This is a genomic window from Enterococcus xiangfangensis (assembly GCF_005405365.1).
Taxonomy (GTDB): Bacteria; Bacillota; Bacilli; order Lactobacillales; family Enterococcaceae; genus Enterococcus_A; species Enterococcus_A xiangfangensis.
Genome location: NZ_BJDX01000005.1, coordinates 148,335 through 164,759, shown reverse-complemented (window position 1 = coordinate 164,759; position 16,425 = coordinate 148,335). Strand labels below are relative to the sequence as shown.

The following is a 16,425-nucleotide window of genomic DNA, read 5'->3' as shown; positions in this document are numbered from 1 at the left end:
CATGGCGTATTAGAAAGCTAATCGAGTATGCAAGACGTTTCTCGATAGTAAAATGAAATGAATGAGGTGATATTATGAGGATCACACCGAATGAAACAACGGCATACCAAGAGCATTTTTTAATGGACAGCGCAGCGGTCAAGAAATATGTTGTGGAGAAATTAGGTGCTTTTTCCAGCGCTGATCCGCTAACGGTAACTGAAATCGGCGATGGGAACATCAATTATATTTTTCGAGTGGTAAATCAAGCGACGCAAGAAAGTCTGATCATTAAGCAAGCGGACGTCTTACTGCGTTCTTCTGGGCGGCCATTGACCATCGATCGCAATCGGATCGAAGTGGAAATCTTATGGTTGCAAAATGAGTTGGCACCGCGATTTGTACCGGAAGTGTATCATTATGATCAAAAAATGTATGCGTTGACGATGGAAGATATCTCAGATTATCAAAATATGCGTTATGAATTGATCGAAAAGAAAATTTTCCCTGATTTTAGTGAGGAAATCACGGAGTATTTGGCTCGAACCCTGCTTTTTACGAGTGATCTTGTTTTGGACCGTGAAGTGAAAAAGCTGCGGGTTAAAAAGTTTATTAATCCTGAGATGTGTGACATCAGTGAAGATTTGGTTTTTACCGAACCTTACGATGACTATAAAAAACAAAATGTTTTGACTCCTGGCAACGAGCCGTTTGTTATCAAAAATTTATATGAGAATGCCCCGCTGCAAGTCGAGGTCGCACTATTGCGCAATAAATTTATGAACAATGCCCAATCATTGGTGCATGGGGATCTTCATACCGGTTCTATTTTTATCAATCAAACCGGGTTGAAAGTCATCGATCCGGAGTTTGCTTTTTATGGACCAGCGGGCTATGACATCGGCAATGTTCTCGCGCATCTTTATTTTCCGCTAGTCAAAAACTTATTTGATCCGACAGTCGATCAAGCGTTCCATCAGTGGATCAAACAGACAATCGGAACAGTTTATGATCAAGTACGACGAAAATTAGCTGAATTCTACGATGAAGCGGTGACTTTTTCGCTTTATCGCCACCAGGCATTTAAAGAGACGCTGTTGCAAGAGATTTTGACGGATGCGGTGGGTTATGCCGGAACAGAGATCATTCGACGGGTGGTAGGCAACTCAAAGGTCAAAGAACTGTCTTTGATCCCGTTAGAGAAAAAAGTAGAAGCAGAGCAAATGCTATTAAAATTAGGAATCCAATTAATTATCGATCGCCAGCACATGACTAGCGGCAGTCAATTGATCGATAGAATTAATGAATTAGAAGGTGAATAAGTTGGAAAGACAAGATTATACGATGCCGACATTGCTGCAATATGAAAATGTCGCCTGGTACGAAGACGGTAAAGTTCGTATCTTAGATCGGCGGATTTATCCGACACGGGTAGAGTTTGTCGAATGCGAGACCCATCAAGCTGTCGCACAAGCCATTACAGATATGGTGACACAAAGTGCCGGACCATACACTGCAGCAGGAATGGGTATGGCATTAGCTGCAGAAGAAAGCAAAAACTTAGCGCCTGAAGCTCAGCTGTTGTATTTAAAAAAAGCGGCAACAACGATTGCTAATGCGCGTCCGACAACTGCTAATCGGATGACATTGATCACTGAAAAATGTGTGGCAGTCGCAGAAAAAGTATTAGCAAAGGGCGAAGATCCCACCGAAGCAATCAAGCAAAATACGATTGATTCTTTGAATCGCCGCTATTACACAATGAATCAAGTGGCAAAATACTTGATCGCAAAAATTCCTGACAACGGAACCGTCTTAACGCAATGTTTCGGTGAAACAATCATCGGAATGTTGTTGCGTGAAGCACTGGAACAGCAAAAAACGCTGCGTTTTTTTTGTGCTGAAACACGTCCGTATTTGCAAGGGGCTAGGCTGACTGCTAGTTGTTGTGCGGAAATGGGATTTGATACGACAGTCGTTTCTGATAATATGATCGCGTATTTGATGGAACATGAGACGATCGACCTCTTTACTTCGGCAGCCGATACAATCGCCCAAGACGGCTACATCGCCAATAAAGTCGGTACGTATCAAATTGCTATTTTAGCGCAACGTTTTGGCATCCCTTATTTTGTTACTGGAATTCCAGATACAGATAAACTGACGCACAAAAGTATCAAGATCGAGATGCGTGATCCGGAACAAGTCATGGAATTAAATGGGATCAAACACACGTTAGCAGGAGTCAAAGCCATTTATCCATCCTTTGACATCACGCCACCGGAATTGATCGGTGCGGTCGTGACTGATCGGGGAATTTTTTCACCTTATGATTTAACTCGCTATTTAGCGGAACAACCTGAAAATAATTTTTATTGATAGGAGCAAAAAAATGAAGTACCAAAAAGAACGCGAGTTGATTGTCGAATACGGCAAAAAGCTGATCACTGAAAACTTAACTACCGGAACTGGGGGCAATATCAGTCTGTATTTGCCTGAAGAACAAGTCATGCTGATCAGTCCAAGCGGTGTCCCCTATTTTGAAACAAAACCCGAAGACATCGTTTTGATGGATCTACAAGGAAATGTTTTGGAAGGAACGCGTAAACCATCAAGTGAGTATGAACTGCATAGTATTTTTTATGCGAATCGACCAGAGGTACACTCTGTCGTTCATACACATTCAGAATACGCGACGACTTTTGCCTGTCTGCAGCAAGCAATCGAGCCGTTGCATTACATTATCGGTTCAGTAGGTGAAAAAGTCCGGTGCTGCGCGTATAAAACCTTTGGAACTTACGAATTAGCTGAAGAAGCCTTTAATTTTATCCATGAAGACAATGGAATCTTATTGGGAAATCATGGCGTCTTAACGATTGGTCCAGATCTTCCCAGCGCTTTCAGCGTGGCAAAAGATATTGAATTCTTAGCAAAACTAGACTATCGCGCCCGCTGTATCGGGACACCAAAACTATTGAATCAAACACAAATGCAAGAAGTCTTGGAGAAATTTGCGACATATGGACAACAATAAAAAAATCATATGTAGAAACATACGGACAAACCAGATTTAGCGATAAAAACTTCCTTCTATAAAATAAGTGGTTACCAACTGCTGATTTAGCGAAGGGAGTTTTTCTATGTCTAGTGGCAACAAATATTTATCATACATTAGATGAAATTGTAAGTAGCACGCAATTAATTGAGTTTTTGAAGAAAAAGAGTACAACAATTATCTGAGAGTAATATAGAAATTTATCCTGTCAATATGGGAATGAGAGCTTTTAGTCAAAAGGATATTGCGTAAGTACAATTGAATCAGAAAAAGCTAGAGATATTCTTGTCAAGCTGTCAGAGAAAAAAATTTCTCTGACAGCTTATTCTTTACATAGATCTGATTTAATTTCAATACTCTTATTAATATTTATATGACGAAAATTTGGTATACAGAATGGGAAATTATTATTTTGGGTGTTTCAAATTGATATTTCTAGTTTTTGTTAATAATTCCCCAAAACTAGTTGTATATGCTCTTACTCCATCTATTAAATAAATTCGCTATTTTTTTATTCAGTAAAACATTGATATTTGAAAAAAATTCTGAAAAAATCGTATAGTATTTATTTTCACAACAATTGGAAATAAGCTGTCTTGGCAAAGAAAAGTCAGGTATTATTTACTAATAAATAACATGGTTTATAGATCGGTTGTATTTTATATACATTGTGAAAAAAGTCTAAATAGAATCATGTTACTCTCGTATTGAAAATTCTAAAGAGGGTAGCTAATCCAACATTAGTTATTTTAAAAATAGTATGATTGTGATTTTAATTTCAATGAGACATATTAATTTAATAGGGGAATTCATAAATTTAGAGTTATATCACTTTTTTTATAGATGTTAATCAGCTGGTAACATATGTTCTAATTAATATACAAAGATAGTTTGTGAAAAGAAAGCGTTGACACAAAACAACCTAATGTTATACTAAAGCTATCTTATGGCATAAGACAAATATATTGTCATATGTCAAAAAATATGGGGGAGTAATAATGACACTTTATGGAAAGCTTTTAGAAAGAGAAAAGAACGGTGCGCCAATCAAAGTTGGAGTAATTGGTGCCGGCCAGATGGGGTTTGGAATGGTTGCGCAAATTTCAACAATTCCAGGAATGGCAGTAACAGGAATTAGTGATATTAATAAGGATAGTGCACAACGTGCGGCAGATGCTTATAACGCAAGTGCTGAGAAAAAAGTAGATATTCTAGTCAGCTCAGATTTTAAAGAAATTATTCATTCGGATAAAGTGGAAGTTATTGTCGACGCGACAGGAGTTCCAGAAGTAGGCGCACAAATTTCCTTGGAAACACTATTGGCGAAAAAACACATTGTCTTGTTAAACGTGGAAGTAGACATCACGATTGGGCCATTGATGAAAAAGATGTATGATTCAGCAAACTTAGTTTATACAGGGTCTGACGGTGATGAACCAGCTGCGACAACAGAATTATTTGAATTTGCAAAAAGTATGGGAATGGAAGTTTTAGTTGCTGGTAAAGGTAAAAATAATAAATTAAAAGTCGGTGCCAATCCTGATACCGCCCAAGCAGAAGCTGATTCAAAAAAAATGTCTAGTCACATGTTAGCTGCTTTCCAAGATGGTACGAAGACCATGGCTGAAATGAATTTATTATCAAATTCTATCGGATTTATTCCTGATAAAGTAGGGATGCATGGCATTAGTGGAGACCTAGATTCAGTAGTTAATGATTTAGACTTGAAAGAAAATGGCGGAGTGTTAGATAAATACGGTGTGGTTGAGTATGTTGATGGACTAGCACCTGGTGTGTTTGTCATCGTCAAGGGACAAAATGAAGGTGTTCGTCATGAATTAAGTTATTTGATGAAAAAAGGGGATCGCGATCACCATATTCTATATCGCCCGTTCCACTTGGCTAGTTTAGAAACACCACTTACGATTGCTAAAGCAGTCTTAAATCATGATCACGCGATTGTGCCACTAGGCTCACCGATTTCAGAAACAGTTGCGGTAGCAAAAAAAGATATCAAAGCTGGAGAAAAGATTGATGGTATCGGTGGGTATTGCGTACGGGGTGTATTAGAGACCCACGAAGATTTAGTCAAAAATAATAATGTACCGATTGGCTTAGTTGGTGGATCTTCTGTTGCAAAACGTGATATCAAGGATGGTACCTTCTTGACTTACGATGATATTGAAATTGATGAATCAACAACAGTTTATCGCTTACGGAAACTTCAAGATTCAACGTTCGGCGACTAAGATAAATTTAAAGCAGATGGGGATACTCCTCATCTGCTTTTGGAGAGGATGGACATCATGAGTGGCTTAATGATTATTTTAATTGTTTTGATGTTTAGCCAAAGTTTGCTAAGTATCGTTCAGGTGAAGTACTATCAAAATTTTATCAAAAAAATTACAACTGAACAGGCTGGCACAGAATATGAGTTTTACACTGAAGTTGTTAAAGGGAAAGTATTACGTACAATTGTTGCAGTTGTTGTCAATTCAGAGGGGAAAGTTATTCAGTGTTATATCTGCAAAGGATTAACCATTTTTGCCCGTTTTAAAGAAGAACAGTCCTACAGAGGAGCACAATTAGTCAATTATAGAGAAGTTACACAAGAGAAAAAAGGATCACAAATTGAGAAGGCTTTATCGAAAATTTATACACGGAAATTGAAAGCGATTACTTAAAAGAGGGAGGATTTTATAATGAAATATATCGAATGGGCAGGAAAAAACTTTATTGGTATGTTTGAAGCCGGTGGTGAACAATTCATGGGATATATGACTGGAATCGTACCATTATTGATTGTACTTTTAACCTTTACTTATTCAGTTATTGCGTTTATTGGTGAAGAACGTGTTGACAGGGCTATCCGCTATTGTTCAAAATACATGATTCTACGTTATTCGTTAATGCCGATTTTAGCTGTTCTGATGCTAACGAACCCAATGGCTTATACGTTTGGTAAATTTGTTAAAGAAGAAGAAAAACCAGCATTTTATGATGCAGCAGTATCATTTGTTCATCCGGTTACTGGTCTATTTCCTTACGCTAATGCGGGCGAATTATTTGTTTACTTAGGAATCGCTAATGGTGTGACTAAAGCTGGGTTTAGTCAATCAAGTTTGGCTGTTCGCTATTTCTTAGTTGGGATTGTCGTGATTTTGATTCGAGGAATCGTAACTGAGAGACTTACTAAGTTTATGATGGCTAGAGAAGCAAAAAAGGCAACCGCGTAAAGGAGGAATTGTGATGTACAAAACAGTATTTGTAAAACCTGGAAATAAAGGTTGGGGCGTTGGACTAAAATTAACACCAACGGATAAAAAAAATAAAGTTGTTTCTGTTACAGGCGGAGGTATCCATCCGGTAGCGCAGCAAATTGCTGATTTAACGGGGGGAATTGCGTGTGATGGGTTCAAAAATGCGATCCCAGAAGACGAAATGTTATGCGCTATTATTGACTGTGGTGGGACAGCGCGAATTGGTGTTTATCCAATGAAACGAATTCCAACAGTTGACGTGTTATCGTCATCTCCATCTGGACCACTATCAAAACATATTACAGAAGATATTTTTGTTTCTGGTGTTCGACCAGAGGATGTAAGCCAGATAGAAGATGCAAATTTAGAAGATCAACAAATCGCAGCAATCAATCATGCACATGCTGAAGATGCAGAATCGGCAGCAGCAACTGAAAAGATGCTAGCTGAAGGTCGAGAAACTGAAGAAGAATTTCGAGAAAGATATTCAAAAATTAAAGAAGAGCATCAGGAAGAACAAGCAAAAAAAGATAGCTTCTTAGTGCGTTTTTCTCGCGGTATCGGTGGTGTAATGAGTACATTCTATCAATCGGGGCGTGATGCACTAGATATGCTATTGAAAAATATCATCCCATTCATGGCATTTATTAGTATGATTGTTGGTATTATCAATTATACAGGAATCGGCGATTGGTTGGCTAATGTACTTTCACCATTAGCAGGTTCATTACCAGGTATGATCATTCTAGCTTTAATTTGTAGCATTCCGATCTTGTCTCCAATCTTGGGACCAGGAGCGGTAATCTCACAAGTTATTGGCGTGTTGATCGGTACTCAAATTGCCAATGGATCAATTCCAGTGCAGTATGCATTACCAGCATTGTTTGCAATCAATGCTCACGTAGGGTGTGACTTTATTCCAGTAGGATTATCATTAGGGGAAGCAAAACCGGAAACAGTGGCAATCGGAGTGCCCGCAATTTTATATGGCAGAATGTTGACTGGATTTACAGCTGTAATTTTAGCATGGTTAGCTAGTTTTGGTATGTATTAAAATTATTTGAATGGAGTGAATAGATGAATGGTAAAATCTAAAATTATTGAAATCGGTAGCATGGTTCCAGCTTTCGAAGAAGAACGCTTAATTATTTTGTTTGGTCCTTCTGCGCCAGCAGAATTGAGAGATATTTGTGTGATTCATGAATTTGAGGATCGCCCTAAAGGTACGTTGAAAATTGGTGGTAAAATCAAGTTTGGAGATCAAGAGTTCACAATTGAAGAGGTGGGATCACAAGCTAATTCAAATTTTGAAGAATTAGGACATATTTCAATTTATTTCCGTAACGAAATTGGAGAAATATTACCTGGAGCAATTATCGTCACCCCTGGCATTTTTCCAACTTTTGAAATCGGTGGCGTGATAGAGATTATTTAGTTAAAAGGTCGAGGATGTACCAGATCTGGTGCATCCTCATTTGTTAGTTCAACTTATTTATCAAAACGATAAGGGGAGAAGTAAATTTTTGGGACAGAAGTTTTTCTTTGTTGTTCTAAGTTATTTTAGAAAATAGATTTTGTCCCCCACACTACTTGCATGCACTTAGAATCACTCGTATAGTGAATGAGAATCAAAAGCTATTTAGAGGATGGGATCAAAATGGCCATAAAACATAATCGTGACATCGTAAAAGTGGCCACGATGTATTATAAAAAAAATCTAAAACAGTCGGAAATTGCTAAACACATGGGAATCTCCCGTTCGCTAGTTTCCAAGTATTTAAATGATGCAAAAAATGAAGGTATAGTTGATATTTTTATTAAGAGTGAGAGTGCCTACTCGATTGAATTGGAGATGAATTTAGAAGAGAAATTCGGGCTAAAACAAGCAGTGGTCTTAGATACCAGTAGTTTGCGAAAAGATGAGATTGAACGATTATTAATTCAAACAGCGATCATTGCTTTACAAAAAGAAATCGTAAAAGCAAAGACAATTGGACTTTCGTGGGGTAAAATGATGCGGGGAATTGTTGATGAATATCCTTATGAGAATCATTCAGATACTACCATCATTCCCCTAATAGGTGGATTGGGAACTGAGATGGTGGATGTTCATTCTAATCAATTGGCCTATGATTTGGCGAAGAAGCTACGAGCAAAGTGCAAATATTTATATGCACCGGCATTAGTAGATAATATACTCATAAAAAAAAGCTTGCTTGAAAATGATGGAATCCACGATGTATTGGAGGCAGGAAAGAATGTTGATTTTGCATTAGTTGGATTTGCTAACCCGTTTTCTAAAAATAATACAATGACAGAAATTGGCTATGTGAATCAGCAAGATATTGATGAATTGGAAAAGCTTGATGTAATCGGGGATATCAATTCAAGGTTTATTGATCAGGCAGGACAGGAAGTCAATTGTAAGATAAACGAGAATGTAATTGGTTTAGGTATCGACGATATACGAAAAATTCCTAATGTTGCAGTAGTTTGCTATGAAGATAATAAAAAAGATGTGCTATATATAGGTATGAAAACGAAAATTTTTACTCATATTATAGTGACGGATAGTATAGCTGAATATTTATTAAAACAAGTAAAAAACGAGACATATTGAAAGTCTCGTTTTCTCTTGTAGATCACGGAACATATTGCTGAACAAAATGAGTGACTTTTTCTTGATACATATCGGGATCTTTGGTCAATGATCCAGCGTGTTTGGCACCGTGGACGACATAGCGTTCTTTTGGTCCTTTTGTTGCGTGGTAGACTTCAGCAAGCATTGAATAAGGGACAAAATCATCTTTGTCGCCATGAATAAAGAGCATTGGACGGTGATTTTTTTTCAATTGTTTGATTGCGTCTGCTTCGCTCCAGAAATAACCTGCTCGAATTTTTGTGATCAAACTAGTAACGGGGACCAACGGAAATGCGGGAAGATTGAAGAGTTGTTTTAATTGATAACTCAATTCAGCCGTGACTGAGCTGTAGCCGCAGTCTTCCACAAAGGCTTTGACATTATTCGGTAATTTTTCACCGCTAGTCATCATTACTGTTGCTCCGCCCATGCTGACTCCGTGAAGCACGATCTCGGCATGGGAATCTTTTTCAATGATTTGGTTAATCCACTGAAGGTAATCTTTTCGTTCTGGCCAGCCGAAACCGATATAATCCCCTTCGCTTTTGCCATGACCACGAGCATCAGGCATCAAGACATTGTAGCCGAGATCATGATAGATCTTGGCGTATTGCGGCATATCAGTTGCTTGTCCCATATAGCCATGGGCAATGATAACTGTTTTATGCTGAGTCGTTTTGGCGGGCAGATAATACGCCGCTAGTTTCAAACCGTCTTTTGAAGTGAGCCGCCATGTACGATGATTATTTTTGAACCAATTTTCAGCTTCGCTTAATTGGGTCGATTTTTTCTCAGAACGCGTTGCGATGAAGTCTTTTTTGGTTGGAATGACAGCATACGCGTAAAAATAATTTCCCGCAATAATCAGTCCAACAACTAGAAACAAAGCGATACCTAAAATGATTTTTGCCGTTCGATTCATTCTTTCACTTCTTTCTATTTTTTAACGGTTAATCGATCGATTACAATTAAAAAAACTGAGCCGAGAACATTGATCAAGCCATCATTAGCAGTATAGAAAAAACTGCACGGCATAGCAAGTTTACATCTGAGCGTATTTACAGGGTCGATTTTTCATGAGAAAATGTAGCAGTTGAGTCAGGAGAGATCAGATGAAAAACAAAAAAATCACCATTAAAGATGTTGCCAAAAGATCAGGGGTCTCAATTGCCACAGTCTCCCAGATTTTAAATGGAAATGACCAAAAGTTTAGTCCGAAAACAGTTGAAAAAGTCTTGGCGGCTAAAGCCGATTTGCATTATGAACCGGATTATTTTGCACGGCGAATGATCATGAAAAAAAGCAAGACCATTGGTGTATTGGTCCCAGACATCACGAATCCTTTTTTTAGTACGCTAGTTCGTGGGATTGAAGGCGTTTTATATCGTGAGAATTTTGTGACGATGTTGTGCAATGCCGATTTGGATACAAAAAAAGAGACGGATTATTTAGAAGAATTGAGTCGCCGCGGTGTCGACGGCTACATTATTGCTAGTTCGGCGATTTCTAACCGAGCGATCAACGAGACGCTGCGAAAAAAGAATTTTCCATATATTGTTTTGGATCAAAAAAAAGCAGAAGGATTCAGTGATGCTGTTTTGACTGATGACTTTTCAGGCGGAAACATGGCTGCCGAACATTTGAAACAATTCGGTCATCAACGTGTTGCCGTTGTTTTACCAGAAAATGCGACGGAAAATATTCAAACACGACTGATAGGGTTTCAAACAGTTTATCCGGATGCTGTTTTAATTTATGCAAAAATGTCTAAAAAGGGTGGGCGCCAAGCAGCCAAAGCAGTTGTGGAGACAGACGTGACGGCGGTGTTTGCGATTAATGATGAATTGGCTTTTGGTTTGTATTTAGGTTTTGCTGAGCTGGGGAAAAAAATTCCGCAAGACTATAGTGTGATTGGTTACGATAATGTCGATATGTGTGAATACGTGACACCGCAATTGACAACGATCGCTCAGCCCATCTATGAATTGGGGCAGACAACGGCGGGATTATTACTGGAAAGAGTGGAACGGCCTGAGAAAGATTGGGAAGAGAAAACCTTGCCCGTACAATTAATTAAACGTTTTTCAACTGCACACTTGAAATAGTTTTCAAGCTGTGCTATATTTTTGGTGTCGAATTAAAACGTTTTAATAAAACGTTTTAATTCAAACTAAATGAGCAAATAAATCTTAAGAATTAGAGATGGAGTGAATAAAATGAATACGATTACAATCATTGGAAGTATAAATCTTGATCGTACGATCCGAGTGAAGCAAATGCCAAAACCAGGTGAAACGATGCATACGAAAGAAATTTTCTCAGCCGGCGGAGGCAAAGGCGCAAATCAAGCCGTTGCAGCTAAACGTTCTGAAGCAGCTACAAATTTTATCGGTGCAGTCGGAAACGATGCAGCTGGTGAAATGATGCGCGGATTATTAGCGGATGAAGGGATTGAATTGGCTGGTGTACAAACCTTAGAAAAGCAAGCAACCGGTCAAGCTTACATCATTGTGGATGATCAAGGAGAAAACAGCATCATGATCCATTCAGGTGCCAACAATGTATTCACGCCGCAACAAGTACAAGAACAAGCCGATGTGATCAAGGCAAGTGACTTCGTGATTGCTCAATTTGAAAGCACTTTAGAAAGCACTGTCGAAGCTTTTAAAATTGCCCGCGAAGCTGGAGTAAAGACAATTTTAAATCCAGCGCCTGCTTTAGAACATGTTCCTGAAGAATTATTGAAAGTTACGGATATGATCGTTCCAAATGAAACTGAGACAGAAATTTTGACTGGGATCAAAGTTACAGATGAAGCTAGCTTGAAAGCAGCAGCAGATCAGTTACACCAATTAGGAATCGAAGCAGTGATCATCACGATCGGCAGCAAAGGAGCCTATTATGACGTGCAAGGCCGAAATGGGATCATACCAGCGTTCAAAGTAAATGCAGTGGATACGACTGCGGCAGGAGATACATTTATCGGTGCGATGAGTAGTGTCTTAGCCCATGATTTTAGTAATTTAGAAGAAGCCATCGAATATGGAAACAAAGCATCCTCACTAACTGTTCAACGTTTTGGTGCGCAACCTTCTATCCCATACAAAAATGAATTGAAATAAGGAGAGGATGTTTACAATGAAAAAAGGAAAAGTTATTAATTCAGATATTTCACGCGTGATCTCACAAATGGGGCACTTCGATCAAATAAGTATCGGCGATGCCGGTATGCCGGTCCCTATGACAACAGAAAAAATCGATTTAGCGGTCGATAATGGTATTCCAAGTTTTATGGATGTTTTAAATAATGTGTTGGAAGAATTAGAAGTTCAAAGAATTTATTTAGCTGAAGAAATCAAAACAGAAAATCCAACAATGTTGAAACAAATTCAAGAACGATTACCAGAAATGCCGATAACGTTTATCCCGCATAGTGAAATGAAAGCTGCACTGCATGATAGCCGAGCATTTATTCGGACAGGAGAAATGACTCCTTATGCCAATATTTTATTAGAAAGCGGCGTCGTATTCTAGACGGGTGAAGGGAGAAAAAATATGAACGCAACAGCACTTTTAATCGGATTAGGACCATTACTTGGTTGGGGATTGTATCCTACAATCGCATCAAAAATTGGCGGACGGCCAGTTAATCAAATTTTAGGTTCCACTTTAGGAACATTGATCTTTGCTCTAGTTTTCGCAGCAGTTAACGGTATCAGCTTGCCAACCGGAATGGATCTGGTCTTCTCGATTCTTTCAGGTATCGGCTGGGCGACTGCACAGATCATTACTTTCCAATCATTCACAATGGTCGGTTCATCACGAGCAATGCCGATCACTACTGCCTTCCAATTGTTAGGAGCTTCTCTTTGGGGCGTACTTGCATTAGGAAACTGGCCAGGAACAAGCGCAAAATTATTAGGCGGACTAGCTTTGATTTTAATTATTCTTGGTGCATGGATGACTGTTTGGACAGAAGAAAAAACACAAGAAAAAGCAAGCATTTTGAAAAAAGCCGTAATTTTATTAGCAGTTGGAGAAATTGGTTATTGGGCATATTCAGCTGCACCGCAAGCAACAAGCATCGATGGCATGCATGCCTTCTTACCGCAAGCAATCGGTATGCTCTTAGTTGCTGTTGTGTATTCAGCATTTCTGAGTGTTAAAGGTAAAGAAAAATCTGCTTTTGCAGAAGCCGTTTCTTATAAACATATTTTTTCTGGTTTCTTTTTCGCCTTTGCTGCATTGACTTACTTAATTTCTGCACAACCAAATATGAACGGTTTAGCGACCGGCTTCATTTTATCTCAAACATCAGTTGTATTAGCAACATTGACAGGTATTTGGTTCTTAGGACAAAGAAAAACAAAAAAAGAAATGACGATTACGATCATTGGCTTGGTATTGATTTTAGCTGCCGCAACGATGACAGTGATGCTCTAAGCGGTTGTAACAGACTATTTATTCGGAAAAAGGGATGTGACTTTTGTCGCATCCCTTTTTTTTGCGGGAGATAAATCAAAGTAAAAAAGTTGAAGGCAATGGTATAATCAAAATATAGAAAAGAAGACTGTTTTTGGAAATTCCTTCAGTAAAGAAGAGGAGAAGTTATGAAACTAACAATCTCATTAGATATTTTAGAAGAGGCTTTTTATTATGTATCGCCGGTCAAACCGGTTTCGACGGTACCGTTAATCTATACAACTTTTTCAGTAGAAAAGGCAGAAATAGCTTACACAACTGATAATGAAGCAAAATTTGCCCGCAAAATTGAACGATCTTTTAAAGCAGCTTTTCGTGGGATCGTTCAAGCAAATCAAGAATACCGAAAAATACTCGATCAAGATACGTTGTTATCACCGCAAGAACAGTTGACGATGCAAGGAAAATTGATTGATTCCATTGTGACAACGATCAAAAAATATCCGGAATTGACGTTAATTCGGGTGGAATTGGCAGGCAGTTGGCCAGTATATCAAACAGCAGCAGGGCATCTGGACTTGGCTGATTGAGCGAGTCTTTAAAATAAATGCAGAGGGAAGGACGGAAAAAATGGATAAGACCTATTTTGAAGGACAAACAGCATTTTTAGAAGATTATCAAAAGGTGGCAAAAACGGCAATGACCGATCAGCAAGTGATCGATGAAGTGATGGAACAGTTGAATAAACCGATCCCAGATGATCAACTTGTCTACATTTTACCTAGTGATCAAACAGTCAACGGACAAGCAGTCAGATTTCCATTTCGTAAAGAATTGATCGCGCAGGATAATGAAGCGACAGTTTCGACCCAATTTTTCTATGAAGGTTCCCCTTATGAATACGCAGTTGTTGAAGACGAACAACCGTAAATCCAAAGACTTTTGAGTTTAGAAAAACTCAAAAGTCTTTTTTTGGCTTGCTTTAAAATTAGAAGCTGATATGATAGATATAATATGGTTTGTTATTTTTTTCAAGAATGGGAGGTGATGGTCTTGCATGATTTACCAGCAGCAGGACTATTTCCTGCACGCGATGAATTAAAATCTGAAAGGAAGTTAATAAATTGTTTATTCTTAAAAAGAAAGCGGAACCAGAAAAACAGATATGGAACCATATCAAACGTCACTATCAAGGTGAGAAAGTAGCTGTCGTAGGAGTAAAAAAAGGTCTTCCGCAGACCTTCTTACGCAACAAACAAGTTATTTTTTATGAAAGTCTGACTGGAGAATCTTTACTCGCTGAAGGGAAACAGTTTTTAGAGCGGTTTGCTAAAAATTATACAGCGTTTGTCTTTTACTTAGATTGCCCTACAGAAATCGCAGAACAGCTGATCGACACTGGCCGCGCTTTAGGAGTCAGAGTAACGGTCACAGTAAAAGAGCAGGTGGCTTAGCAGATGATGTGGAAAGAAGTTATTCGCCAAAAAACGATTCAAAATACCATCTTGCGAAATGGCTTGCGACTGCTGCGTCAAAAAAGTTGGTATCAAAGCCAAGACAAGCAGACAGTCTTGGATATCTCAAGCAAACTGCAAAATGTGATGCAATTGCATTTAGAAACAGAAAACTTAGTCGTGGGGATTCCCGGCTTTGGTAAGGAAGTCACTTTATTTGAGATCGATGAGCCGCAATTTGTTCCTCATTATCAAGTAGAACAAGTTATTGAATCTGCCGCGGGGCATTTTATCAAATTAAAAACAATCTAATCAGCTAAAATAAAAATGATGACAAGTATCATGCTCCCTTGATCCTAGAGGAGTAGGACTATCAGAATGTAAAAAAACACCGATCAACAGCCCGTTTTGGGTGTTGATCGGTGTTTTTGGCTAGAAGATCAAGCCCGTAATAATCGCACTTAAAAAGCTGACTAAACTGGCACTTAACAAAATTTTTAAGCCGTGTTTGGCAACTAAATTGCCTTTTTCTTCATTCAAACCCTTCATAGCACCGGAGATGATCCCGATAGAAGAGAAGTTGGCAAAAGAGACTAAGAAAACGGAAATAATCGCAGTCGTACGAGCTGAGAAATCCCAATTGCCGTTTGCTAACTCAGTCATAGCTACAAATTCGTTAGTCACTAGTTTTGTAGCCATCAAGCTACCGGCGTCAACTGCTTCTTTCCAAGGAATCCCTGTGATGAAAGCCAATGGTGCAAATACATAACCTAAAATCTCTTGAAAGGTCAAACCGGTGATCTTAGCAAAAATAAAGTTGATCATCGCGATCAATGCCACAAAACCGATCAACATCGCCGCTACAGTCACGGCTACGTGGAAGCCGTCTAAAATATATTCACCCAACATTTGGAAGAAGGTCTGATCTTTGTCTTCTTCAATCACTAATTCGTCATTTTCCAGTTGATAAGGATTCACGATCGAGGCAATCAAAAAGCCGCCGAATAGATTTAACACTAACGCAGTGATCACATACTGCGGTTGGATCAATGCCATATAAGAACCAACAATCGACATAGAAACTGTCGACATTGCCGAGATTCCCATAGTCGTTAAACGTTGTTCAGATAATGAAGGAAGTTCTTTTTTAATGGAAATAAATACTTCAGACTGTCCTAAGATCGCCGAAGCAATTCCGTTGTAAGATTCCAATTTTCCCATGCCATTGATTTTGCTGAGTGCGAGCCCGATCCCTTTCATGAAGAGCGGCAAAATCTTAATGTAGCGCAAGATTCCAATGATCGCAGAGATGAAGACGATCGGCATCAGAACATTTAGGAAAAACGGAAAACTGCCTTTGTTGGCGATCCCGCCAAAAACAAATGCGACCCCTGAACCGGCAAAACTCAGTAAGGAATCAAATACACCCGCTAAGCCGCTGACAATGGTCGTTCCTACAGTCGTTCGTAATAAAATAAATCCTAATAAAAATTGCAATACTAACATGACCAAAATCGGCGTATAGCGAATATTTTTACGATCACTGCTGATCAAGAAACTTAACGCTAAAACAATGATCAACCCAATAATACCTATCAAAAAATGCAAAAAATC

General features: G+C 38.7%; 19 protein-coding genes. 17 read left to right on the top strand and 2 right to left on the bottom strand.

Annotation, left to right across the window (positions count from 1 at the left end):
* Positions 1-74: 74 nt before the first annotated feature.
* The 9 genes from mtnK (at position 75) to FFM68_RS07865 (ending at position 8,914) form a co-directional block, all read left to right on the top strand.
* Complete coding sequence (mtnK, locus tag FFM68_RS07905; protein WP_137618835.1) at positions 75-1,301, top strand: S-methyl-5-thioribose kinase; 1,227 nt, start codon at positions 75-77, stop codon at positions 1,299-1,301.
* Between the two features lies 1 nt (position 1,302).
* Positions 1,303-2,358, top strand: coding sequence for a s-methyl-5-thioribose-1-phosphate isomerase (locus FFM68_RS07900; protein ID WP_137618834.1), 1,056 nt, complete (start codon positions 1,303-1,305; stop codon positions 2,356-2,358).
* A gap of 13 nt (positions 2,359-2,371) precedes the next feature.
* On the top strand, positions 2,372-3,013 hold the full coding sequence (locus FFM68_RS07895; RefSeq protein WP_137618833.1) for an L-fuculose-phosphate aldolase: 642 nt from the start codon (positions 2,372-2,374) through the stop codon (positions 3,011-3,013).
* A 1,019-nt stretch (positions 3,014-4,032) separates the two neighbouring features.
* On the top strand, positions 4,033-5,283 hold the full coding sequence (locus tag FFM68_RS07890) for an NAD(P)H-dependent oxidoreductase (RefSeq protein ID WP_137618832.1): 1,251 nt from the start codon (positions 4,033-4,035) through the stop codon (positions 5,281-5,283).
* Between the two features lie 57 nt (positions 5,284-5,340).
* Positions 5,341-5,718 carry a transcriptional regulator GutM gene (locus FFM68_RS07885; RefSeq protein ID WP_137618831.1) on the top strand — a complete coding sequence of 126 codons (378 nt, stop codon included), beginning with the start codon at positions 5,341-5,343 and terminating at the stop codon, positions 5,716-5,718.
* An 18-nt stretch (positions 5,719-5,736) separates the two neighbouring features.
* Positions 5,737-6,270, top strand: coding sequence for a PTS glucitol/sorbitol transporter subunit IIC (gene srlA, locus FFM68_RS07880; RefSeq protein ID WP_016179328.1), 534 nt, complete (start codon positions 5,737-5,739; stop codon positions 6,268-6,270).
* 13 nt (positions 6,271-6,283) lie between these two features.
* Positions 6,284-7,348 (top strand): PTS glucitol/sorbitol transporter subunit IIB, encoded by a 1,065-nt coding sequence (srlE, locus tag FFM68_RS07875; protein ID WP_137618830.1) that lies wholly within the window; start codon positions 6,284-6,286, stop codon positions 7,346-7,348.
* Between the two features lie 27 nt (positions 7,349-7,375).
* Positions 7,376-7,729, top strand: a complete 354-nt coding sequence (locus FFM68_RS07870; protein WP_137618829.1) for a PTS glucitol/sorbitol transporter subunit IIA — start codon at positions 7,376-7,378, stop codon at positions 7,727-7,729.
* A gap of 222 nt (positions 7,730-7,951) precedes the next feature.
* Complete coding sequence (locus tag FFM68_RS07865) at positions 7,952-8,914, top strand: sugar-binding transcriptional regulator (protein WP_137618828.1); 963 nt, start codon at positions 7,952-7,954, stop codon at positions 8,912-8,914.
* Positions 8,915-8,936: 22 nt separating this feature from the next.
* On the opposite strand, the gene FFM68_RS07860 is transcribed toward FFM68_RS07865, so the two are convergent.
* A complete protein-coding gene (locus tag FFM68_RS07860) occupies positions 8,937-9,857 on the bottom strand; it encodes an alpha/beta hydrolase (protein WP_137618827.1) in 921 nt (306 codons plus the stop codon).
* A 190-nt stretch (positions 9,858-10,047) separates the two neighbouring features.
* On the opposite strand from FFM68_RS07860, the gene rbsR reads away from it, so the two are divergent.
* The 8 genes from rbsR (at position 10,048) to FFM68_RS07820 (ending at position 15,123) form a co-directional block, all read left to right on the top strand.
* Positions 10,048-11,040: a ribose utilization transcriptional repressor RbsR gene (gene rbsR, locus FFM68_RS07855; protein ID WP_137618826.1), complete on the top strand. Its 993-nt coding sequence runs from the start codon at positions 10,048-10,050 to the stop codon at positions 11,038-11,040.
* Positions 11,041-11,151: 111 nt separating this feature from the next.
* Positions 11,152-12,057, top strand: coding sequence for a ribokinase (gene rbsK / locus FFM68_RS07850; RefSeq protein ID WP_137618825.1), 906 nt, complete (start codon positions 11,152-11,154; stop codon positions 12,055-12,057).
* A gap of 16 nt (positions 12,058-12,073) precedes the next feature.
* The gene (gene rbsD / locus FFM68_RS07845; protein ID WP_137618824.1) at positions 12,074-12,469 is read left to right on the top strand and encodes a D-ribose pyranase; all 396 of its coding nucleotides are present in this window, start codon (positions 12,074-12,076) and stop codon (positions 12,467-12,469) included.
* Positions 12,470-12,490: 21 nt separating this feature from the next.
* Positions 12,491-13,378: a ribose/proton symporter RbsU gene (gene rbsU, locus FFM68_RS07840; RefSeq protein WP_137618823.1), complete on the top strand. Its 888-nt coding sequence runs from the start codon at positions 12,491-12,493 to the stop codon at positions 13,376-13,378.
* Positions 13,379-13,545: 167 nt separating this feature from the next.
* A complete protein-coding gene (locus FFM68_RS07835) occupies positions 13,546-13,947 on the top strand; it encodes a hypothetical protein (RefSeq protein WP_137618822.1) in 402 nt (133 codons plus the stop codon).
* A gap of 40 nt (positions 13,948-13,987) precedes the next feature.
* The gene (locus FFM68_RS07830) at positions 13,988-14,287 is read left to right on the top strand and encodes a DUF5960 family protein (protein ID WP_137618821.1); all 300 of its coding nucleotides are present in this window, start codon (positions 13,988-13,990) and stop codon (positions 14,285-14,287) included.
* A 194-nt stretch (positions 14,288-14,481) separates the two neighbouring features.
* Positions 14,482-14,811 carry a hypothetical protein gene (locus FFM68_RS07825; protein WP_137618820.1) on the top strand — a complete coding sequence of 110 codons (330 nt, stop codon included), beginning with the start codon at positions 14,482-14,484 and terminating at the stop codon, positions 14,809-14,811.
* 3 nt (positions 14,812-14,814) lie between these two features.
* Positions 14,815-15,123: a hypothetical protein gene (locus FFM68_RS07820; RefSeq protein ID WP_239585119.1), complete on the top strand. Its 309-nt coding sequence runs from the start codon at positions 14,815-14,817 to the stop codon at positions 15,121-15,123.
* A 120-nt stretch (positions 15,124-15,243) separates the two neighbouring features.
* Here FFM68_RS07820 and FFM68_RS07815 read toward each other — a convergent pair whose 3' ends face one another.
* Complete coding sequence (locus tag FFM68_RS07815; protein WP_137618819.1) at positions 15,244-16,419, bottom strand: NupC/NupG family nucleoside CNT transporter; 1,176 nt, start codon at positions 16,417-16,419, stop codon at positions 15,244-15,246.
* Between the last annotated feature and the right edge of the window lie 6 nt (positions 16,420-16,425).